Origin of the sequence: Streptomyces sp. NBC_01481 (assembly GCF_026339995.1) — a bacterium.
In the GTDB taxonomy this organism is placed as follows: Bacteria; Actinomycetota; Actinomycetes; order Streptomycetales; family Streptomycetaceae; genus Streptomyces.
In genome coordinates this window covers 1,292,554-1,313,660 of record NZ_JAPEPT010000001.1, presented here as the reverse complement: position 1 = coordinate 1,313,660, position 21,107 = coordinate 1,292,554, and the positions used below count along the sequence as shown (strand labels likewise).

At 69.3% G+C, this 21,107-nt stretch carries 20 protein-coding genes and 1 pseudogene; 14 read left to right on the top strand and 7 right to left on the bottom strand.

Translation table 11 applies throughout. From position 1 onward, the window contains the following. The first annotated feature begins 12 nt into the window (after positions 1–12). Positions 13–456 (top strand): VOC family protein, encoded by a 444-nt coding sequence (locus OOK40_RS06055; RefSeq protein WP_266477112.1) that lies wholly within the window; start codon positions 13–15, stop codon positions 454–456. Positions 457–473: 17 nt separating this feature from the next. On the opposite strand, the gene OOK40_RS06050 is transcribed toward OOK40_RS06055, so the two are convergent. Together OOK40_RS06050 and OOK40_RS06045 are read right to left on the bottom strand one after the other, a co-directional pair. Then, positions 474–1,151 carry a response regulator transcription factor gene (locus OOK40_RS06050; RefSeq protein WP_266477110.1) on the bottom strand — a complete coding sequence of 226 codons (678 nt, stop codon included), beginning with the start codon at positions 1,149–1,151 and terminating at the stop codon, positions 474–476. Beyond that, complete coding sequence (locus tag OOK40_RS06045) at positions 1,148–2,371, bottom strand: sensor histidine kinase (protein ID WP_266477108.1); 1,224 nt, start codon at positions 2,369–2,371, stop codon at positions 1,148–1,150. Before OOK40_RS06045 ends, OOK40_RS06050 begins: the two co-directional genes overlap by 4 nt. Before the next feature lie 299 nt (positions 2,372–2,670). Between OOK40_RS06045 and OOK40_RS06040 the strand changes: the two genes are divergently transcribed. The 3 genes and pseudogenes from OOK40_RS06040 to OOK40_RS06030 all read left to right on the top strand — a co-directional run bounded on the left by OOK40_RS06040 (position 2,671) and on the right by OOK40_RS06030 (position 8,549). Next, positions 2,671–4,833: an MMPL family transporter gene (locus OOK40_RS06040; RefSeq protein ID WP_266477107.1), complete on the top strand. Its 2,163-nt coding sequence runs from the start codon at positions 2,671–2,673 to the stop codon at positions 4,831–4,833. Between the two features lie 466 nt (positions 4,834–5,299). Next, positions 5,300–5,611 (top strand): annotated as a pseudogene (locus OOK40_RS06035) (IS1380 family transposase); the annotation flags it as partial. A 337-nt stretch (positions 5,612–5,948) separates the two neighbouring features. Beyond that, positions 5,949–8,549, top strand: coding sequence for a S8 family serine peptidase (locus OOK40_RS06030; RefSeq protein WP_266477106.1), 2,601 nt, complete (start codon positions 5,949–5,951; stop codon positions 8,547–8,549). A gap of 482 nt (positions 8,550–9,031) precedes the next feature. Here the strand turns inward: OOK40_RS06030 and OOK40_RS06025 are convergent, their stop codons facing one another. After that, a complete protein-coding gene (locus OOK40_RS06025) occupies positions 9,032–9,559 on the bottom strand; it encodes a GNAT family N-acetyltransferase (protein ID WP_266477105.1) in 528 nt (175 codons plus the stop codon). Positions 9,560–9,704: 145 nt separating this feature from the next. Here OOK40_RS06025 and OOK40_RS06020 point away from each other — a divergent pair, with 145 nt between their 5' ends. From OOK40_RS06020 to OOK40_RS35410, 3 genes are all read left to right on the top strand, one after another. Beyond that, positions 9,705–9,908 (top strand): hypothetical protein, encoded by a 204-nt coding sequence (locus tag OOK40_RS06020; protein ID WP_266477103.1) that lies wholly within the window; start codon positions 9,705–9,707, stop codon positions 9,906–9,908. Between the two features lie 96 nt (positions 9,909–10,004). Continuing rightward, positions 10,005–10,799, top strand: coding sequence for a DnaB-like helicase N-terminal domain-containing protein (locus OOK40_RS06015; protein ID WP_266477102.1), 795 nt, complete (start codon positions 10,005–10,007; stop codon positions 10,797–10,799). Then, complete coding sequence (locus tag OOK40_RS35410) at positions 10,792–11,283, top strand: TIGR02391 family protein (RefSeq protein WP_353961854.1); 492 nt, start codon at positions 10,792–10,794, stop codon at positions 11,281–11,283. Before OOK40_RS06015 ends, OOK40_RS35410 begins: the two co-directional genes overlap by 8 nt. 163 nt (positions 11,284–11,446) lie before the next feature. On the opposite strand, the gene glnA is transcribed toward OOK40_RS35410, so the two are convergent. Then, a complete protein-coding gene (gene glnA, locus OOK40_RS06010) occupies positions 11,447–12,808 on the bottom strand; it encodes a type I glutamate--ammonia ligase (protein ID WP_266477101.1) in 1,362 nt (453 codons plus the stop codon). A 237-nt stretch (positions 12,809–13,045) separates the two neighbouring features. Here glnA and OOK40_RS06005 point away from each other — a divergent pair, with 237 nt between their 5' ends. From OOK40_RS06005 to OOK40_RS05995, 3 genes are read left to right on the top strand one after another with little or no spacing between them, the layout of a single operon-like run. Further along, positions 13,046–13,438 carry a hypothetical protein gene (locus OOK40_RS06005; RefSeq protein WP_266477100.1) on the top strand — a complete coding sequence of 131 codons (393 nt, stop codon included), beginning with the start codon at positions 13,046–13,048 and terminating at the stop codon, positions 13,436–13,438. A gap of 57 nt (positions 13,439–13,495) precedes the next feature. Next, positions 13,496–14,137: a DUF3105 domain-containing protein gene (locus OOK40_RS06000; RefSeq protein WP_266477098.1), complete on the top strand. Its 642-nt coding sequence runs from the start codon at positions 13,496–13,498 to the stop codon at positions 14,135–14,137. Further along, positions 14,134–14,814, top strand: coding sequence for a DUF305 domain-containing protein (locus OOK40_RS05995; RefSeq protein WP_266477096.1), 681 nt, complete (start codon positions 14,134–14,136; stop codon positions 14,812–14,814). The genes OOK40_RS06000 and OOK40_RS05995 overlap by 4 nt, the downstream gene beginning before the upstream one ends. 252 nt (positions 14,815–15,066) lie before the next feature. Here the strand turns inward: OOK40_RS05995 and OOK40_RS05990 are convergent, their stop codons facing one another. Further along, a complete protein-coding gene (locus OOK40_RS05990; protein ID WP_266477094.1) occupies positions 15,067–15,495 on the bottom strand; it encodes a DUF5990 family protein in 429 nt (142 codons plus the stop codon). Positions 15,496–15,604: 109 nt separating this feature from the next. Between OOK40_RS05990 and OOK40_RS05985 the strand changes: the two genes are divergently transcribed. Further along, positions 15,605–16,024, top strand: a complete 420-nt coding sequence (locus tag OOK40_RS05985) for a CBS domain-containing protein (protein WP_266477093.1) — start codon at positions 15,605–15,607, stop codon at positions 16,022–16,024. On the opposite strand, the gene OOK40_RS05980 is transcribed toward OOK40_RS05985, so the two are convergent. Together OOK40_RS05980 and OOK40_RS05975 are read right to left on the bottom strand one after the other, a co-directional pair. Then, positions 16,009–16,884 (bottom strand): alpha/beta fold hydrolase, encoded by an 876-nt coding sequence (locus OOK40_RS05980; RefSeq protein ID WP_266477092.1) that lies wholly within the window; start codon positions 16,882–16,884, stop codon positions 16,009–16,011. The genes OOK40_RS05985 and OOK40_RS05980 overlap by 16 nt on opposite strands. 163 nt (positions 16,885–17,047) lie before the next feature. Further along, on the bottom strand, positions 17,048–17,956 hold the full coding sequence (locus OOK40_RS05975) for an NADP-dependent oxidoreductase (RefSeq protein ID WP_266477090.1): 909 nt from the start codon (positions 17,954–17,956) through the stop codon (positions 17,048–17,050). A gap of 146 nt (positions 17,957–18,102) precedes the next feature. Here OOK40_RS05975 and OOK40_RS05970 point away from each other — a divergent pair, with 146 nt between their 5' ends. The 3 genes from OOK40_RS05970 to OOK40_RS05960 all read left to right on the top strand — a co-directional run bounded on the left by OOK40_RS05970 (position 18,103) and on the right by OOK40_RS05960 (position 21,029). Then, the gene (locus tag OOK40_RS05970) at positions 18,103–18,723 is read left to right on the top strand and encodes a TetR/AcrR family transcriptional regulator (protein ID WP_266477088.1); all 621 of its coding nucleotides are present in this window, start codon (positions 18,103–18,105) and stop codon (positions 18,721–18,723) included. A gap of 128 nt (positions 18,724–18,851) precedes the next feature. Continuing rightward, positions 18,852–19,313 carry a hypothetical protein gene (locus OOK40_RS05965; protein WP_266477087.1) on the top strand — a complete coding sequence of 154 codons (462 nt, stop codon included), beginning with the start codon at positions 18,852–18,854 and terminating at the stop codon, positions 19,311–19,313. Positions 19,314–19,418: 105 nt separating this feature from the next. Continuing rightward, a complete protein-coding gene (locus tag OOK40_RS05960) occupies positions 19,419–21,029 on the top strand; it encodes a multicopper oxidase family protein (protein WP_266477086.1) in 1,611 nt (536 codons plus the stop codon). The last annotated feature ends 78 nt before the right edge of the window (positions 21,030–21,107 follow it).

Below are 21,107 nucleotides of genomic sequence, written 5' to 3'. Positions count from 1 at the left end.
GGAGGCCCCCGCATGGACTGGACGCTCGAAGTGATCGTGGTCCCCGTCTCGGACGTGGACCGAGCCAGGGACTTCTACCGCGACAAGGTCGGCTTCAAGGTCGACATCGACACCCGCGTCACCGACACCATGCGCATCGTCCAGCTCACGCCTCCCGGCTCCGGCTGCTCGATCGTCATCGGCGAGGGCATCGGGGGCCCCGACGGCAAAGGCTCCGAGCCCGGCTCGTACTCCGGGCTGCAGTTGGTCGTCTCGGACATCAAGGCGGCCCATGCCGAGCTCGTCGAGCGTGGTGTGGACGTCTCCGACCCGGTCGAGATCGCACCGGGCGACGGCGGGACCTTCATGCACTTCGCGGACCCGGACGGCAACGCCTGGGCAGTGCAGGAGTACCGCGTACGAGCCACGAAGCCGCTGCATGAGGTGCTGCGCCCGAGCACGGCCGACAGCGACTGAGGGACCACGCCCACGTCTCAGTGACCGACGTCGTGGTCGCCCGCTTCGACGAGTCCGCTCTCGTAGGCGAAGATCACGATCTGGATGCGGTCACGCAGACCGAGTTTGGTGAGAATGCTCGACACGTGCGACTTGACGGTGGCGGGCCCGATGAAGAGCTGGGCGGCGATCTCCGAGTTGCTCGCACCCCGCGCGGCGGCGACCACGATCTCGAGTTCGCGCTCGGTGAGTCGCTCCAGGCGGCCCGCCACGGTGGTGTTGACGACACGTCGCTCCGCGAACTGGTCGATGAGGCGCCGGGTGATCGACGGTGCCAGCAGCGCCCCGCCCTCGGCCACGGTGCGCACGGCGGTGGCGAGCTCCTCGGGGGGAATGTCCTTGAGCACGAAGGCGCTGGCACCGGCACGCAGCGCCTTGTAGACGTACTCGTCCGGATCGAACGTGGTCAGGATCAGGACCCGCACGTCCCAGTCCGCCTCCCGCAGGATTTGGGAGGTGGCCTCGATGCCGTCCATGCCGGGCATGCGGATGTCCATGAGGATCACGTCCGGACGATGTTTGCGTGCCGCCTCGACGGCCTCGAGTCCGGTCCCGGCCTCGGCCATGACCTCGATGTCGTCATGGACCCTCAGGATCATGACGAAGCCCCGGCGGACCAGCGCCTGGTCGTCCACGACAACGACACGGATACTCACGCCGGTTCTCCTCCAGTGGGCAGATGGGCGGCCAGCCGGAATCCGCCGCCGGGACGCGGCCCCGCTTCGAGGCTGCCGCCGAGGAGGAGTGCTCGCTCCCGCATGCCGACGATCCCATGGCCGGGCACAACGCCGTGGGCGCCGGCCGACACGGACTGGACGGCGGCTCCGCGACCGTCGTCGAGCACCTCGATGGTGAGGCCGCCACTCTCGTAGCTCAGGCGCACCTCGGTGCGGGTCCGCGGTCCGCTGTGCTTGAGCACGTTGGTAAGCGCCTCCTGGACGATGCGGTACGCCGACAGCTCCACGCGGGCCGGGAGAGCGGCCTCGACACCGCCGGTCACCGCGACGTCCAGACCCGCCTCGCGGACCTGCTCGAGGAGCTGCTGAAGGTCGGCCAGCCGGGGCTGGGGGCCCAGCCGGTCGCGGTCGGCGTCCGGCCGCAGTACTCCCAGCAGGTGACGCAGTTCGTCCAGCGCCTGGCGCCCGGCTTGTTCCACCGCCGCCATCGCTTCCAGGGCCTCCTGGGGATCGTTGGCGGCCACCATCCGGGCCGCACCCGCCTGCACCGTCATCATGCTCACCCGGTGGGCGACCACGTCGTGCAGTTCGCGGGCGATGTGGGTGCGCTCCTCGGCGACGATCCGGCGCGTCTCGGCGGCCTGCTCCTCGCGGAGTCGGACGGCGCGCTGCGCACGCAGCCGCAGACGCCGACCGATGTACCAGGCCCCGGACATGACCAGGGCGCCGAAGCCGATCTCCCCCCAGGGGACGGAGTTCAGCAGGCCGTCGATCACGACCGCGGCGATGGCGGCAGCGATGGCCGCGGCGGTACAGAGTCGGCTCCGCCGGGTGTCCGCGGCGTATCGCCCGACGCTGTACAGCGCCACGATCACGATCCCGCCCAATGTGGAGTAGCTGCTCCCCAGCGTCGGCCCCCAGGCGACGAGCGCCACTGCCACGACCGCGACAGGTTCGCGGCCACGCCAGTAGAGCGCCGCGCCGGCCACGGCGTACAGCAGCAGGACCGGGACGGGCACGTCGGTGATCGGACGGACGCGGAGCGCATCGCCGGGCGCTTCCTCCACGAACACCGCGGCCAGGAGCATGGCGGCAGCGAGGACGGCGTCCGCGGTCCGCGGCCACCGGGCGAAGGGCCCGCGGAACCTGCCCGGCCCGCCGCGGACCAGCGTCTCTGAGCTCAGCGCCGTGCGGTTCATCATCGCTCCGTCAAAAGGCTTTCCGGCTCGCTGGCGTTGGCCATAAGGGTGCACCGGGCACGCCATCGTAGGTCCAGGTCGCAGGCGCAGTCACCCGCCTGCGGGCGGATGCCGGGCTCCCCCGCCGGGGGGAGGTGCCGCAGCGTTCTCCCCGTCCCGCGCGGGAGCCCGCGGCCCGTCCGGTGGCGGGGGACAGCACCGGCGCCGGAAACCCACGATGGAACCGCTCACAACTCCTGCCTCCAGCGCGCCACCGGCCGGGGGCGGACAGCGGCCATCTCACGGGAGCCCACACAGCCATGAACCGATTCACCCGTCGTATCGGCAGCGCGAGCGCCCGCCGACCATGGGTCACCATCGCCACCTGGGCGGTTGCCCTCCTCCTGGTGCTGCCCCTGGCCGCAACCGTCGGCGGCTCGTTCGTCGACGACCTGGTCGCTCCCGGCAGCCAGAGCGAGGAGGCGATGGAGCTGCTCGAAGAGCGCTTCCCGGAAGCGTCCGGCGGCGGTGCCATGGCGGTCTTCGCCGCGCCGGAAGGGGAGCGGCTGGAGCGCCACCGGCCTGCCGTCGACGCCGCGGTCGCCCGGATCGCCGGCGTGGAGCACGTCGCCACCGCGGCTGGCCCCTTCACCGCCGGCACGCTCTCTCCGGACGGACGTATCGGCTTCGCCCGGATCACCTTCGACGTGCCCGCGATGGAAGTGGACCCCAAGGAGATCGAGGCCCTGACCGACGCGATCGAGCCCGCACGCGGGGACGGCTTCGTCGTCGAACTGGGCGGTGACGCCGTCTTCATCAACGCCGAGACGGAGACCTCGGGCGCGGAGGCGGCGGGCCTGCTCACCGGACTCGTCATCCTGGTGGTGGCGTTCGGCACGATCCTGGCCGCGCTGGTGCCGATCGTGCTCGCCCTGGTGGCCGTCGCCGCGGGCCTGGGCAGCGTCATGCTGCTGGCCAACGCGCTGGATGTCTCCACCGCGGCCCCCACGATCGGCGCGATGATCGGCCTGGGCGTGGGCATCGACTACGCCCTGTTCATCGTGGCCCGTCACCGCGAGAACCGCGCCGCCGGTCAGGACAACACCGCCGCACTGTCGAACGCCATGGGGTCCTCGGGCGCGGCCGTCCTGTTCGCCGGCGGCACCGTCATCGTGGCGATGGCCGCTCTCGGGCTGACCGGCCTGGGCTTCCTGACGTCGATCGGCCTGAGTACCGCCCTGGTCGTTCTCTTCGCCGTGGCGACCGCCCTGACATTGCTGCCCGCCCTGCTGTCGCTCCTGGGTGACCGTGTCCACAAAAGGAGCCGCCGGGCACGCAAGCGCCCTGTGAAGAAGGCCGAGGACACGGCATGGTGGCGCTTCGCCCACCGTGTGTCCGGGCGGCCGTGGCGCTACCTGCTCGCCGCATCCGCGGTCCTGCTCGCACTGGCCGCCCCCGCGCTGCGCATGGAGACCGGCTTCCCCGACGCCGGCGACGACTCCACGAGCACCACCCACCGCCGCGCCTACGACCTGCTGGCCGAGGGCTTCGGCCCGGGCTTCAACGCCCCTCTGCTGATCGTCGCCGATCTGACCCGCCCCGGCGCCGAGGCCGAGGACGTGCCCGCTCTGTCCCGGCGCATCGCCGCCGACCCCGGCATCGCCACGGTCGGCGAGCCACAGACCTCCGCGGCCGGGGACACCGTCGTGCTGTCCATGTTCCCCACCACCGCCCCCGCCGACGCCGAGACCTCCCGGACCCTTGAGCGCGTCCGTGACCTCGTCCCCGACAACGTCGCCGTATCCGGCCTGACCGCCATGACCGACGACCTCACCGAGCAACTCGCCGACACCCTGCCGGTCTTCATCGCCGCGATCCTGGCAGCGTCGTTCCTGCTGCTGATGGTGGTGTTCCGCTCCGTCGCACTGCCGCTGAAGGCCGCCCTGGTCAACCTGTTGTCCATCGGCGGGGCATACGGCGTGGTGGTCGCCGTCTTCCAGTGGGGCTGGCTCGGGGGCCTGTTCAACCTGCAGGACACCTTCCTGATCGCCTCGCCCATGCCGACGATCTTCTTCGCGGTCCTGTTCGGCCTGTCCATGGACTACGAGGTGTTCCTGCTCTCGCGCGTCCGCGAGGAGTACGCCGCCACGGGCGACACCACCGAGTCGGTGGCACGCGGCATGGCGGCCACCGGCCGTGTGATCACCTCTGCCGCACTGATCATGGCGGTGGTGTTCCTCAGCTTCGTCGCCAACCCGTCGCCGCTCGTGAAGATGATGGGCCTGGGCCTGGCGACCGCGATCGTGCTCGACGCGACGATCGTCCGCATGGTGCTCGTGCCCGCGGCGATGGCGCTGATGGGGCGCGCGACCTGGTGGCTGCCCGGCTGGCTCGACGCTCGGCTGCCCCACATCGGCGTCGAGGACGCCGACCGGCAGCCTGACCCCGAGCCGGTGCTGGCTGCCGCGCCCGGAAGCCGCTGAAGGCATCCAAGCACGGTGCGGCTCACTCGCAGAGAAGGCCGACGGCCAGAAGCCGCCGGCCCTCTCTGCCGCCACACCCTTCCCTGACCTGCCCCTAGGTCCTTTCCGGCCGAGCTTGCCGGGCTCACGTGCCCTGGCACGGCACCTCTCCCCCGTAGCCCTTCGGGCACGGGAGGTGCCCCATCGCCAGGCCCGCTCTCTGATCCGGCCTGATCGACCGGCCAGGACCTACAGAACCGGCAGGTTCTTCCGCAGCTCGAAGGCCGTGACCTCGCTGCGGTACTCCTCCCACTCCTGCTTCTTGTTGCGGAGGAACTTGTGCGGCTAGGGGGCGCCCTGCGGCAAAGGAAACCGGGATGCCCCTGACCAGGGTCCGAACGGCCGTTGACGGTCGTTGATGGTCACCCAAGGCCAGCCTTCGACGGCCCACAGACGGCCCGGCCAGGACGGCCGCGCTCTGCTACGCCGGATCGCCACCGACCTGGCGGTGATGCTCGCCGACGGCGGCGAGGCCAGCGCGGACCTGGCCGTACTGCGGGACCAGACAGCGCTCTTCGGCCCTGTCGCCTCGACACCAACGGCCTGGCGGCTGCTCGCCGACACCGATGACAGGACACTGCCTTCTTTGCGCTCGCCCCGTGCCCAGGCCCGGGAAGCCGCCTGGCTGCAGGCCGCCGAGCACGGTGAGGGCATATCCGCAGTCCACACCGCGGGACGCGTGCTACCTGGCCTGGTCCTGGACCTCGACGCCACGCTGATCACCTGCCACTCCGAGAAATCAGTTGCCCCTTAAACGACGCCTCACCACCCAACCGAAACGGCGACCTTAGCTGTGAGTGGGGCGCGCTGCCGCGCCGAGGTGGGTATGTCGCTGGTGGTGAGGTCCGACTTGGACACGGGCGATCCTGTCCGGGCGGCGCCAGCGGGCCCGGGTTGGCACGAGCACCCTTCGGGCCTACGGCAAGCGTCGCTGGACCTTCCCGCTGGGCAAGCGGTTCTGCCGCCAAAAGCACGAGGTGGCCGGAGCGCCCCCTGAAAGGGTGCCGTGATCCCACCCCTTGATGGGCTACTTGGCGAGCGCCTTTCAATTTGGCGGCATAGCTTGTTTGCAAGCCATGTGGCTTGCAAACCTGAGGGGAACACCCATGTCTGTGCGTTTTGATCGGACGGTGGTCGCTCGGGAAGAGGGCGACCACTTCTACACCGACAAGGTCAGTGCGCGGCGGCGCAGCTTTGCGCCGAGCCCGAACGAAGCGGTTATCACCTTCCATGAACCTCCCAATGAGTCCCGCTTCAACGAGATGATGGCGGCGTCGCGGTTCACGGTCAGTGCGGGACTCAATCTGAAGCGCGGATTCGCGGCAGTCGAAATGGCGGATGGCGACCTGGATTCGGAGATTTCCTCGGCCCTGGGGCACACGGAGATCGCCAACGCGATCCCTGTCATGGTCGACGACGAGGGACTGACACGTCATTTCCTTCCGGATGAGCTGACCGTTCAATTCACACAAGGCATCGGAAAAGGGAAGGCGGAGGAGATCGTCGCGCAGCTCGGGAGCAGGGTGATCCGCAAGCAGCGGACCCCCGGCTATTTCACGATCGCCGTACCTGAGGGCCGGGGTCTCTTCGAAACCATTCGAGAGGTATCTGACCTCGCGGAGGTGGTGTTCGCCGAGCCTAGCGAGGTCAGCTTCAACAGCGCCACGCTCAGGGCCCCCAACGACACCGACTTCGGACTGATGTGGGGCCTTCAGAACACCGGTCAGACGGTCAACGGAGTCGCGGGGACTGCGAATGCCGACATTGACGCCCTGAGGGCCTGGGACCTCGGGCTCGGTCACCCCGACGTCATCATTGCCGTCATCGACACCGGTGCTGACCTGAACCATGCCGACCTGCAGGCAAACATTCTGCCCCGCGGCGTGGATGACTGGGATTTCGCCGACGCGGGCGACTCATCTCCCGACGACGCCAACGGCCACGGTTCGCACGTCGCGGGAATTGCTGCTGCGGTCAACAATCAGATCGGCGTGATCGGTGTTGCGCCACGGTGCCGGCTAATGCCGCTACGGGTAGACCTCGCTGCGGGTCTTAACCAGAACCGTGCCGACGCGCTCAACTACGTGGCACAGCAGGCCGCAAACAATCCGAACCGCCGTTACGTTATCAACTGCAGCTGGCACATGAACGGCGACCACACCGCTGTGCACAATGCCATCATCAACGCGGTCAACAGCAATGTCGTCGTGGTCTTCGCCGCCGGGAACGCGGGCGCGAACATCGACGTCACCGCGACGTACCCAGCCGTGTATCCAGAGGTCATCGCGGTTGCAGCAACCGATCAGAACGACCGCAGGGCGACCTTCTCCAACATCGGCCGGGCCGTCGACGTTGCGGCACCTGGGGTAAATATCCACTCCACGTTCCTTAGTGGGGGCTATGCGCTGATGGACGGCACCTCGATGGCGGCGCCGCATGTCGCCGGTCTGGCCGCCCTAATCTGGTCGCGTCATAGGGCCCTGACCAACCAACAGGTGCGGGACGCGATCGAGACAACGTGCGACAACGTCGACGCCGCAAATCCTGCTCTGGTCGGGCTGCTCGGCCGTGGGCGGATCAACGCCTTTCAGGCGCTCGCATCTCATATGCCGCTGTACTGGTCCGGCGCGAACGTCACCGTATTCGGCAGGGACCTCGCGGGCAATCGGAAGTCCGTGTACCTGGTCGCCGGTGACGGGCGGCTGGCCCAGATCTGGGACCAGGACGGCTGGAACCTCGACTTCCCCGCTGAACAGGCCGGCTTCCAGGACCTGCGCTTCCAAGGTAGTCCGGCCGTCTTCCCGAGAGACCTGGCCCGGAACCTGAAAACCCTCTACGCCATCACCAGCGACGGGGGCCTCGCCCAGATCTGGGACCAGGACGGCTGGAACCTCGACTTCCCCGCCGAGCAGGCCGGCTTCCAGGACCTGCGCTTCCAAGGCAGTCCGGCCGTCTTCCCGAGAGACTCGGCCCGGAACCTGAAAACCCTCTACGCCATCACCAGCGACGGGCGCCTCGCCCAGATCTGGGACCAGGACGGCTGGAACCTCGACTTCCCCGCCGAGCAGGCCGGCTTCCAGGACCTGCGCTTCCAAGGCAGTCCGGCCGTCTTCCCGAGAGACTCGGCCCGGAACCTGAAAACCCTCTACGCCATCACCAGCGACGGGCGCCTCGCCCAGATCTGGGACCAGGACGGCTGGAACCTCGACTTCCCCGCCGAGCAGGCCGGCTTCCAGGACCTGCGCTTCCAAGGCAGTCCGGCCGTCTTCCCGAGAGACTCGGCCCGAAACCTGAAAACCCTCTACGCCATCACCAACGACGGGCGCCTCGCCCAGATCTGGGACCAGGACGGCTGGAACCTCGACTTCCCCGCCGAGCAACTGCGCTTCCAAGGCAGTCCGGCAGTCTTCCCGAGAGACCCCGACAGGAACCTGAAAACCCTCTACGCCATCACCAGCGACGGGCGCCTCGCCCAGATGTGGGACCACGAGGGCTGGAACCATGACTTCCCCGCCGAGCAGGCTGGCTTCCCGACCCTGCGCTTCGAAGGTGCCCCCGCTGGATTCGCCAGGGACCTCGGCAGAAACCTGAAGTCCCTCTACGTGCTCACTACGGACGGACAGCTGGCCCAGATCTGGGACCAGGACGGCTGGAACCTTGATTTCCCCGCCAGCTGATCTCGTTTTCTGACGTCGAAGTTGTTCTTGGACGGCTCCTTGACGCGCTCCCACTGACGGTCACGCCGCGTCGGAAGGAGACCGTCCAAGAGCTCTCGAACGACCTCGCGGTGTGGCGCACGCAGGACGGTCCCGTCCGCCGCGGCATGGGCGGCGACCTTCATTTTCGTCGTGCTGGACCGCATCATGAAGCGCTCGGGTGAAGTTCGCACCCTGTACCAGGACCTCACCAGGGAAGGCTCACGGTCGCTGAAGATTCCGGTACGGATGTCCAACGGGGCCCCCGGCACCCGCTCGTGCACTGTCCAGTTCAAAATCAAGGTCATCGCCGACGAGCTGAAACGCCGGGGAGCCACCCCCGATCATCCGGCCACGGTCGGAATCGGCATCAGCCTCGATGAGATCCAGCGGGCCAACAACCGCCGCTGCGAGCCGCACGAGCGCATCGAATACGCCGAGCTGCCTCCCACCAAACCCACCTGCTACCCGGAGGCAGCGTCGGCGCCCCAAGCTGATCTCGGCAAGCTCATCTGCATCGCCGACCAGGACTTGCCCGCGAACTGCTCTACGTCGCGAAGCACGCGATCGCACACGAAGCCCAGCCCTTCATACAGGCGGATCGCGCTGGAGTTGTCGGTCCAGACTCCCAGCTCGACCCGCTCCAGGCCAAGCTCCCCGAACGCGGCAGCCAGCACCCTCGCCAGCATCGCGGCGCCAACCCCCTTGCCCCGGGCCTCCGGCGCCACGAGGACCCGTCCGATCCGACCGCTGGCCCCCTCTGCGTCGAGCCGCACCGAGGCATGGCCCACGACCTGGTCACTGGCCGGATCAATCGCCATCCAGCTCCGGCGCAGCGGCGTCGCGGACTCAGCCGCATACTCGGCAAGCTGCCGCTCGTCCAACGGCCAGCTGAAGTTGATGCCGGACCACGTCCATAGCTCAACCGGTCCATCGATCCACGCTGCGAGCAGTCGGCCGTCAGCGAGCGTGAAATCCCGCAGCTCAACCACGGGTCAGCCCTCGGTGCAGAACCATCGTCATGGCCCAGACCCTACCGAGCCGCCGACGATGCGCCCGCGCGGGGGATCACGGACCCGACACGACGTCGGATTCCAAATAACTTGCCCGTTCCACCGTCCCGAGACCTGGCACAGCATGCGCCGCGAAGAGCCCGAGCTGTTCGTCAAGGCGTGCCAGCTCGAAGCGCTCCTGAACGAACGGCGTGACGAACTCGGCAAGGACCACGTCTATCTGACCCGGTTCGCTCAGCCGCTCCACAAGGCCATCCCGGATGGGGTCGACCTGCTGCCATTCTACGAATTCGACTCCGGCTGCGATTCCGGCTGGTGCATGACCTGACCCGATGAACGCCCGAGGGCGGCGGCACTCCCGTGCAAGGACACACCGCCGCCCCCGGTCTCCCCTTGCCCGAAGACAGAACAGGAGACCCCCAGCATGACACCTGAACCCGCGCCCGTGCAGCACGCCAATGTGCTGCCGATGCGCGACCGCACCACGGAAAACTTCACTCAGGCCCCGCCCAACGACGTGACGGCCGAACAGTCCGTTCTCGGATCCATGCTGCTTTCCGTCGATGCAATCGAGGAAGTTGCCGCAGTAGTGGACCCGGGCGACCATTACCGTCCGGCGCACGAGACCATTCACCGGGCGATTCTCGATCTGCACGCAGCACGGCAGCCGGCCGACCCCATCACGGTCGCCTACCATCTGGACAAGCGCGGCGAGTTGAGCCGTGTCGGCGGAGCAAGTTACCTGCATACGCTGGTGAACGAAGTCCCCACAGTCGCGAATGCCGAGTGGTACGCGGAAATCGTGCGGGACAAGGCCAATCGGCGCCGCCTCATTGCGGCCGGAACCCGGCTCATGCAGGCCGCATCGTCCGCAGACAGCGATACTGACGAAATTCGGGCAGCCGTTCTCGACGAGGTCACCGCGCTTGTCAAGGAACAAAGCGATCCCCTGGAAGAGCTCCCGGAGCGAACCGCCGGACCGCCGAACCCTCTCTACGACCCACAGCCAGGAATCCACCGTCCGCACCGCCAGGGCCCGACCCCGCACCCGGCGGTGTTCTGCGGCTGGATTGGTGAGACCGTACGGGAATTGGACCCCACCACCGAGGCCGACCCGATCGCAGTACTGGCCAACTTTTTGTCAGCGGCCGGAACGGTCATCGGCCGACGCCCGCACCTCATGGTGGGCAATGACCGCCATCCGTGCCTGATTGGCTGAACAGGAACTGATCGAAAATCTCGGAAGCGGCGCACCCCAGCTTGATGCTGCGACGTTGCACCCATGGGTGTGGGGAAGCGTTCAGGGGCTTTGGAGCAGTGGGCACTTCCGTGAAGCCGTGGGAATGGCAGCCAAGGCGGTCAACACCCAGGCTCAGGCAAAGCTGGGGCGGAAGGACCTCTCCGAGGCGAGGCTCCTGGGGGAGGCCTTCTCCACCAAGCCCCCAAGCGGTGGGCATCCACGGCTCCGCCTCGGAGACGACGACGGAAGCGACACGTTCAGGAGCCGTCACGAAGGTGCGGCCAGCTTCGCCCGTGGTGTCTACTCCGCGATTCGCAACCCATCGCCCACGAAATCGATCACGAGCTGGACGAGAACGAAGCTCTTGAGCAATTGGCAGCGTTCAGCATCCTCGCTCGATGGTCGACGCGGACGTGGAGACCACGCCGTGAGCGCGGACGACATCAGTAACGACGCGCTGTAGGCCTACGGCCTCGCTTGGAGCCAGCCGGGCCGACACCCAGACGGGCTCGCTTCTCCCACCACGGCCCACAGACGGCCCAGGGCCACATACCGGCTCCGTGGAGACAACCGTGTGGTCGTCTCCACGGAGTTTCTTGAATAGGCAATACCGCTCTGACCTGTGCTTACAGCACCGGGAGGTTCTTGCGCAGCTCGAAGGCCGTGACCTCGCTGCGGTACTCCTCCCACTCCTGCTTCTTGTTGCGGAGGAAGAAGTCGAAGACGTGCTCGCCCAGCGTCTCGGCGACCAGCTCGCTCCGCTCCATCAGCGCGATCGCCTCGCCCAGGTTCTGCGGCAGTGGCTCGATCCCCATCGCCCTGCGCTCCGCGTCCGACAGCGCCCACACGTCGTCGTCCGCGCCCGCCGGGAGTTCGTAGCCCTCCTCGATGCCCTTGAGGCCCGCGGCGAGCAGCACCGCGTACGTCAGATACGGGTTCGCGCCGGAGTCGATGGAGCGGACCTCGACGCGGGCCGAGCCAGTCTTGCCCGGCTTGTACATCGGGACACGGATCAGCGCCGAGCGGTTGTTGTGGCCCCAGCAGATGTACGAGGGGGCCTCGCCGCCCGCGCCCGCGCTGCGGGCCGAGCCGCCCCAGATGCGCTTGTAGGAGTTGACCCACTGGTTCGTGACGGCCGAGATCTCCGCCGCGTGCGTGAGCAGGCCCGCGATGAAGGAGCGGCCGACCTTGGAGAGCTGGTATTCGGAGCCGGACTCGTAGAAGGCGTTCCGGTCTCCCTCGAAGAGGGAGAGGTGGGTGTGCATCCCGGAGCCGGGGTACTCGCTGAACGGCTTCGGCATAAAGGTCGCCTGGACGCCCTGCTCCAGCGCGACCTGCTTCATGACCAGGCGGAAGGTCATGATGTTGTCGGCCGTGGAGAGCGCGTCCGCGTACCGCAGGTCGATCTCCTGCTGGCCCGGCGCGCCCTCATGGTGGCTGAACTCCACCGAGATGCCCATGGATTCGAGCATGGTGATCGCCTGACGGCGGAAGTCCATGCCGACGTTCTGCGGGGTGTGGTCGAAATAGCCGGAGTTGTCGGCCGGGGTGGGCCGGGTGCCGTCCAGTGGCTTGTTTTTCAGCAGGAAGAACTCGATCTCCGGGTGGGTGTAGAAGGTGAAGCCGAGGTCGGAGGTCTTGGCAAGGATCCGCTTCAGCACATACCGCGGGTCCGCGAAGGACGGCGAGCCGTCCGGCATCAGGATGTCGCAGAACATCCGTGCCGTGCCCGGGGCCTCGGCCCGCCACGGCAGAATCTGGAAGGTGCTGGGATCCGGCTTGGCGATCATGTCGGACTCGTAGACCCGCGCGAAGCCCTCGATCGCGGAGCCGTCGAAGCCGATGCCCTCGTCGAAGGCCTGCTCCAGCTCGGCGGGGGCCACCGCGACCGACTTCAGAAAGCCGAGCACATCGGTGAACCACAGGCGCACGAAGCGGATGTCGCGCTCCTCGAGGGTACGGAGCACAAACTCCTGCTGCTTATCCATTTCCACCCATCCTTGCTGGTCAAGCCGCCTGCTCCGCACGAGCATGCCATCCGTGGGTTTCAGGCGCGTTGCGTGCCTCGTCCCACGGCCATCTGTACCGGCTGAGCCCATTGTGGGTCAGAGCCCGCGGCGAGACGACCCTGAGGCCCCTGCCAACCCGTCCGGTAGGGCGGGCGATGGCTTTTTGGCAGCCCCGTATGAGGTGCCGGAGGCCCCCGCACACTACGATCTGCGCCCATGGGGGGTCCGCGGCTCAACCACATCGCGCACACCGCGCGTCCCATGGCACTGCTCAGTGCCATGGCGACGCTCCTCGGCGCGCTCTTCATCTGCCTGAGCCCGCCCGCCGAGCACCACGCCGCCGCCTCCGCGACCGGCGCCTCGTCCGGCTCCACGTCCGCGTCCGGCAATGCGGCGGCCGAGTACACCTGCCCGTACGACAAGGGCGCCTGCGGCCTGATGCCGCTCGTCAAACCGGCCGTACTCACCGCGCCCCCGCTGGACGCGCCGGTCGAGGCCGGGGCACAGCCCCAGCACCTCGGCGCACCGCCCGCCGGGGCCTCGCTGCCCCGCTCGGGAGCGCAGCCGCGGGCTCCCAGCCTCCACGTCCTTCAAGTGCTGCGGACCTGAACGGTCCCGCCTCCCCCACAGCCCCTTGATCACTTCATTGACGAAGGACGACACATCATGGCTACCCGCACCAACGACCGCAAAGCCCGAATAGAGAAGATGCGCCGCGCCGAGCAGGCCCGCGAGCGCCGCAGCCGCATCATCACGATCGCCGTCAGCGGTGTCGTCGTGGCCGGTCTCGTCGGCTTCGGCGTCTACGTGCTCAACAAGGAGTCGGACAAGAAGGACCAGAAGGTCGCCGAGGCCAAGGCGCCTGTCACCGGCGAGAAGAGCTGGGACGCGAAGAAGCTCGGCCGCACGCACGTCACCAAGGCGGTCACCTACCCGATGAAGCCGCCGGTCGGCGGCGACCACAACCAGGTGTGGATGAACTGCAACGGCGACGTCTACAAGGAGCCGATCCCCGACATGAACGCCGTGCACTCGCTGGAGCACGGCGCGGTCTGGGTCACGTACAACGACAAGGCTTCGGCGGGCGACGTGAGCAAGCTGAGCGAGAAGGTCAAGAAGACCCCGTACACGCTGATGAGCCCGTTCAAGGGCCAGGCCGGGCCGATCATGCTGAGCGCCTGGGGCAAGCAGGTGACGGTCGACAGTGCGAGCGACCCGCGCGTGAGCCAGTTCTTCACCAAGTACGTGCAGGGCCCGCAGACTCCCGAGCCGGGCGCCGCGTGCACCAACGGACTGGGCGGCAAATGATCCGCATGACGCGTACGCACTGGGCCGCGATTGCGGCTGTCGTGCTCGCGCTGCTCTTCGCCGGGGCCGCGACGGTGGCCTCGGCGCGGGGCGGGGACGACACCACATCGCGTACGCCGTCCGCGGATTCGGCCGACGCGGGCTTCGCGCGGGACATGTCGGTCCATCACCAGCAGGCGGTGGAGATGTCGTTCATCGTCCGGGACCGTACGCAGGACGACGAGGTGCGCCGGCTCGCGTACGACATCGCCAACACCCAGGCCAACCAGCGGGGCATGATGCTGGGCTGGCTGGATCTGTGGGGGCTGCCGAAGCTGGCGGCGGACCGTGAGCCGATGTCCTGGATGACCGGGGAGGGCGCGCACGGCGGGTCCGGACACTCCGGGCACGGCGGGTCGTCCGAGGCCGGGGACGGTGCCCTGATGCCGGGCATGGCGACCAGGGCGGACCTGGACCGGCTGGGCAAGGCCGGCGGCAAGCAGGCCGAGATCGAGTACCTCCAGCTGATGATCATCCACCACAACGGCGGGATCTCGATGGCGGAGGGCTGCGCGAAGCAGTGCACGGTCGGCCCTGAGAAGGCGCTGGCGGAGGGCATGGTGGCGGCGCAGCGCTCGGAGGTCGAGCTGATGGTGGACCTGCTGCACAAGCGGGGCGCGGAGGTTCGTACGTCGTAGGCCGCCGCGCCGTAACCGGGGGCGCTGCCCCCGGACCCCCGCGCCTCAAACTCCCCCAGACTTCGTCCGGGGGGACCCCCACGGGGCTGAATTGTTCAGCCCGTCCGGCGTTTGAGGACATGCGGCCGAAGGTCGCATACGGGGTCAGGGCGGCCCCTTGGTTACGGGATGGGGGTACCTCCCACGGCCGCCAGGCCGTAGGGGGAGGGCGGGGTGGGGAACAGGCCCGCCGCAGGCGCACCCCGCGCCCACCTAGCTTCCCGCCCGCCACACGATCCGCGGCGGGCGGACCCCCGCACACAGCGGCATGCCCGCGCCGTCCGTCAGCCCCAGCCCCGCCTCCGCCGCGCCGCCCTTCACCGCCTCCTCCGGCACGTCCGCGAGAAAGAGCTTCGCCCGCCGGAACATCGCGAACGATCCGCCCGGCGGCAGCTCACCCCACGTCAGGTAGACGAAGCGCTCACCGCGCCGCCCCTGGACGTACGGCCCGCGGAAGTCGGCCGTGCCGTCGGGCGCCGTGACGGTCTCGACGGGTATCTCGAAGACCGCCTCGGCCGCGTCGGCGCGCACCAGCTGGTCGGGCTCGCTGCCGCGCTGCGTACCGACGTGGACGTGGCGGTACGCGCCGCACGAGCTGCCGGGCAGCTCGCGGCCCGTGATCCGCAGGGTCAGCCGTGCCATGTCCAAGCGCTCCTTCCGCGAGCTCCACCTGCTGCGGTCGCGTACTCCGAACGGCCCAATGACAATGGGTTCGCTCGGGCAGTCAAGGCATGCCAGGAGGTACGAAGCCATGACCACAGCCAGAGACATCATGCACCCCGGGGCCCAGTGGATCCCCGCGCACGAGACCCTCGACCGGGCCGCGCAGCTGATGCGGCAGCTCAATGTGGGTGCGCTGCCCATAGCCGACTCCAACGAACGGCTCTGCGGCATTCTCACCGACCGTGACATCGTCGTCGGCTGTGTGGCCATGGGCCACGACCCCTCGCAGGTCACCGCGGGCGACATGGCCAAGGGCACGCCGCGCTGGATCGACGCGGGCTCCGACGTGGGCGAGGTGCTGCAGGAGATGCAGGGCCACCAGATCCGCCGGCTGCCGGTGATCGAGAACAAGCGGCTCGTGGGGATGATCAGCGAGGCCGATCTGGCCCAGCATCTGTCCGACGCGCAGATCCACGCCTTTGTGGAGCGGGTCTACGCGAACGGCTGAGGCCATGTCGTGCGTACGGCCCGTCCGGCGCTCGCCACGGCCGGTCCGTCGAGGACCGCCCGGGCCACCGCTTCCGGGCGGTCCAGCATCACCAGGTGGCCCGCCGGTGCGACCGTCTCGAAGCGGGCGCCGAGCAACTGGGCGAGGGCGTGCTGGCGCTCCAGCCAGCGCTCGCCCGCGGCGTTCGCGGCGAGCACGGTGACCGGGACGTCGGGCAGGGCGTACCGCTCGCGCAGGCCGAGGAGTTCGGCGGCGACCGCGCGGTAGTGGGTGTTCTCCAGGAGGCCGCCCTGGAGCACCCGTGAGGTGGCGTAGCAGCGGCGTACGAGCGCGGCCGGGGCCGGGTCGCCGCCGCCGGTGCGGGAGAGGCGGACCACGGCGCGGCGGGTGAGCGGGCCGAGCGCGGCGGGGACTCCGGCGGCGGACAGTGCCGTGCCGAGTGCCCGGGCCGCGGCGGTGCGCACCGCGGGCGCGGCGGGCACGCGCGCGTGCTCCTCGACGGACGAGTCGAGGAGGACGACGGAGGCGGTGCGGGCGGGGTGCAGCCGGGCGAAGGCCTCGGCGTGGAACCCGGCGATCGAGTGCCCGACGACGGTGGCGGGCCCGTCCAGACCGAGTGCGTCCAGTACGCCCGCGATGCGGTGGGCCTCGCCCGCCGCGGACGGCGGCACGGTGGCAGGGCCGCTCAGTCCGTGCCCGGGCCGGTCGAAGCGGACGACGGTGCGGTGCGGGGCGAGCAGTGGGACGACGGGGTCCCAGTCGAACCAGCTCATCGCGAGCCCGGCGCTCAGTACGCAGACCGGTCCGCTGCCCTCGACGACCACATGGTGCGGCACGTCTCCCACTCGTACGAACGTCAACGTCGCTCCTCCTCCCGCGCCATGGACGGCACGAGCACCGGAGGCAAGCCTGCCACGAACCGAGGTGCCGTTGACGAGCGGCGTCCCAAGTGACAACTCCCAGGTACCGCAGCCCTTGTCGGGCCGTGGCACCCGCGCTTCGCTCCTCACCGGCCCGGCCGGGTCACGGCAGCAGGATGATCTTTCCGCCGTTGCGGCGGGCTTCGACGTCGGCGTGTGCCCGGGCCGCCTCCGCCAGCGGATAGGTCCGCCAGACGGGCACGGTGAGCTCGCCGGAGGCGGCCAGCTCGGCCAGCACGGGCAGGGACTCGGGGAAGCGGTCGGCCGGGTCCATGCCGGTGAAACGCACCCCGTGCTGCGCGAACGACGGGTCGGCGATGGTGATGACACGGACCGCATCCCCGACGAGGGTGACGGAGTCGGCGAGCACGCCGGCGCCGGAAGCGTCGAAGACGCGGTCCACACCGCCCGGGGCGGCGGCCTTGACCCGCTCGACCCAGCCGTCGCCGTAGCGGACCGGCGTAGCACCGAGCGCGGTGACTCGCTCTATGTCGTCCTCGGCGACTGTGCCGACAACAGTGACGCCCTGGGCGGCGGCCAGCTGGACGGCGATCGTGCCGACGCTGCCGCCGGCACCGTGGACGAGCAGTGTCTGGCCCGCCTGGACACCGAGGTGCTTCAGCGCGCGGAACGCGGCCTCGCCGACGGTGACCAGTGCGGCTGTGGTTTCCCACGACAGTGCCTCGGGCTTGGCCACCGGCCGGTCCAGCAGCGCGTGCTCGCTGTAGCCGCCGACGGAGGCGACCCCGAAGACCTCGTCCCCCACGGCGGCGCTCGCTCCGTCGCCGACGGAGTCGACGACGCCGGTTACGTCCCATCCCGGGGTCATCGGGAACTGGACGGGAAAGAAGCCGTCCATCAGTCCGGCGCGGATCCGCACGTCGATCGGGTTGACGGCGGCGGCCCGCACCCGGATCCGGACCTGCCCCGGCCCCGGCTGGGGGGTCTCGACCTGCGAGACGGTGAGCACGTCCGGGGGGCCGTAGGCCGAGAAGCTGATCGCTGTAGACATCAGGAACTCCCTGAGGGATAGAGACAGCACACGAGCTGATTCATCCAGTCCGTATGATTGCCATTCCTGTGTATCACGCAGAGCGTATGATTGCGAGAGTGGAGCGCATCACACGTCGCGTATGATTTACGTGGAATGATGGGCACATGCCCGAAGAGCCGACGCCCCCCTGGGCCCGCCGCCCGTCGATCAGCAACCCCCGGGTCCAGCGCACCCGCGCCCGCATCCTGACCGTGGCCCGTGAGCTGCTGCCGGAGGTCGGGCCCACCGGGCTGACGTATGCGCTGCTGGCCGAACAGGCCTCCGTGACCCGGCAGACCCTCTACCGCCACTGGCCCACCCGCGCCGCCCTGCTCTTCGACCTGATCCTGGAAGGCCCCGACGTGGCCTACCCCGAGCCCGGCGACGACCTGCGCACGGTCGCCACCGCATGGCTGACCAGCCTTCGGGCGGGCCTGACCGACCCGGCCACCCGCCCCGCGGTGCTGGCCGTCACCGCCCAGGCCGACTACGACGCCGACAGCGCCCAGGCCCTCACACGCATCGGAACCGATCGACTCGCGGCCCTCAACAAGCTCCTGGAACCGTCAGGCCGCCAGATCACCGCCGACGAATACACCCTGCTCTTCGGACCGGTCATGTCCCGCCTCTTCTTCGACCGACGGGACGTCACAGACGAGTTCATCGACGCCGTCGTCACCCAATGGCTCACCACCGTCGACCGCACACCCCCGCCCGGCCATGACACGGAGAACACTCCGTCGTGACCACCATGGGCTGACCGCGACCCGGCTTCGGCGGCTACGGGCGCCGCTTCAAGCCTGCGCCGAACGCGGCTCATCGGGCGTGTGCGGCCCCGCGTCGACACATACCGGGTGGGGGTAAGCTGCGGGCCATGGTGATCGGTCGGCCCGCGCGGTTCGGACAGCTGTTGCTGTTCATGGCGCTGCTGTTCGGCATCGCCACGATGCACACGCTCGGCCACCCGGTCGCGGATCACGGCGGGGGCGCGGCGAGGCATGTGGCCGCACCCTCGCACGAGGTCGGCACGACGGGCGCCGTGAACCCCGTCGCCATGGCGAATCCCGGCCACCACCACGCCGCCGACCCTGCCGACCCTGCCGAGGCCCAACCGCCGTACGCCGGGCCGACGGTGCCCGGCATGGGCATGGATCCGATGAGCGTCTGCCTCGCCGTGCTGGACACCTTCACGGTCGTCCTGCTCGTCGCCGGACTGCTGCGCACCGACGTCGGCGCGCTGCTCGCGGGCTGTCACGCCCGGATACTCCGCGCCCTGCGGCCCAACCCGCCTCCCCGTAAGACCCTCCTCGCCAGGCTGTCGGTGCTGCGGATCTAGAGGTGGGCCCGCTGCCCGGAAACCGCCGCGCTGCGAGCGGTGTACCGGAAGCAGCAGACGCGCCCATCCACACGCATCACCACACACCACGAGGTGCTCTCAGTCATGCGCACTCACCCCACAGACCTCACCCGCCGCACCGTCCTGGGAGCGGCAATCGCCGCCGCCGGCACGGGAGTTCTGGCCGCCTGTTCCGGATCGCCGGGCACGGACCACGGATCGATGAACCACGGCGCCACCGGGGAGGCGAGCCTGAAAGGCTATGTCAGCCCCGACGGCCCCGAGGTCGCAGCCGCCGAGGCGAAGCGGGGCTCCGGCCCCGTCCGCGCCGTGAAGCTGACGGCCACGCCCACCCCGCTGGACCTCGGCGGCGGGCTCACGGTCAACTCCTGGGCGTACGGCGACCAGCTGCCCGGCCAGGTGGTCCGCGTCACGGCGGGCGACACCCTCGCGCTCACCCTCGCCAACCATCTGCCGCAGTCCACCTCACTGCACTGGCACGGCATCGCCCTGCGCAATGACATGGACGGCGTCCCCGGCCTCACCCAGAACCCGGTCAGGCCGGGCGGCTCCTTCGACTACCGCTTCACGGTCGCGGACCCGGGGACGTACTGGATCCATCCGCACTCGGGCGTCCAGCAGGACCGCGGGCTGTACGCCCCGCTGATCGTGGAGGACCCGAGGGAACCCCTGGCGTACGACAAGGAGTGGGTCGTCGTCCTGGACGACTGGGTCGACGGCGTCGACGGCTCCACGCCCGAGGGGGTGCTGGCCGAGCTGAGGCACGGAATGGCCGGACACTCCGGCGCGGACATGCCGATGGACATGCCGATGGACACGCCGTCCCCGACCGCGAGGGCAAAGAGCCCGTCCCGGATGATGATGGGCGCGACCAGCAAACTGCTCGCCGGCGACGCGGGCGATGTCGCGTATCCGTACTACCTGGTCAACGGGCGCACGACCGAGGCTCCCTCGGTCTTCAGGGCCAGGCCGGGCGACCGGATCCGGCTGCGCATCATCAACGCCGGCGGGGACACCCCGTTCCGGGTGGCACTCGGCGGCCATGAGCTGACGATCACCCACACCGACGGCTTCCCCGTCCAACACGCCAAGGCCGACTCCCTGATCCTGGGCATGGGCGAGCGGTACGACGTGCTGGTGACCGCGGGCGACGGGGTCTTCCCGCTCACGGCGGTCGCGGAGGGCAAGGACGCACCGGGCAGGGAGGCGGCCGCGATGGCGCTGCTCCGCACCGGCAGCGGCAGCGCACCCACCGCCTCCGTACGTCCCAAGGAGCTGTCCGGCAGGCTGCTGACCCCCAACCGGCTCAGGGCGGCCGAGTCCGTCGCCCTTTCCGCGCGGAAGCCGGACCGCCTGATCCGGCTGCGCCTGACGGGCAGCATGACGAAGTACAACTGGGCCTTCAACGGCAAGCCCTACACCCCGGGCGAGCGCCATCCGGTCCGGGCGGGCGAGCGGGTCCGGCTGATCTTCTTCAACAGCACGAAGATGTGGCACCCGATCCACCTCCACGGCCACACTTTCGCCCTGGCGAAGGTCCCGGGCGGCCCCCGCAAGGACACGGCGGGCCTCCTGCCGAACAGGACGGTGGTGGTGGACTTCGACGCCGACAACCCGGGCCTGTGGATGACCCACTGCCACAACGTCTACCACTCGGAGTCGGGGATGATGACGGTCCTCGGGTACCGGAAGTAGCACCCGGGGCGCCCCACGGAGCCGCACGTGGGGCGCCGCTCGGGCCCGGTACGTGGGGCGTCCCACATCTCCCCGCCG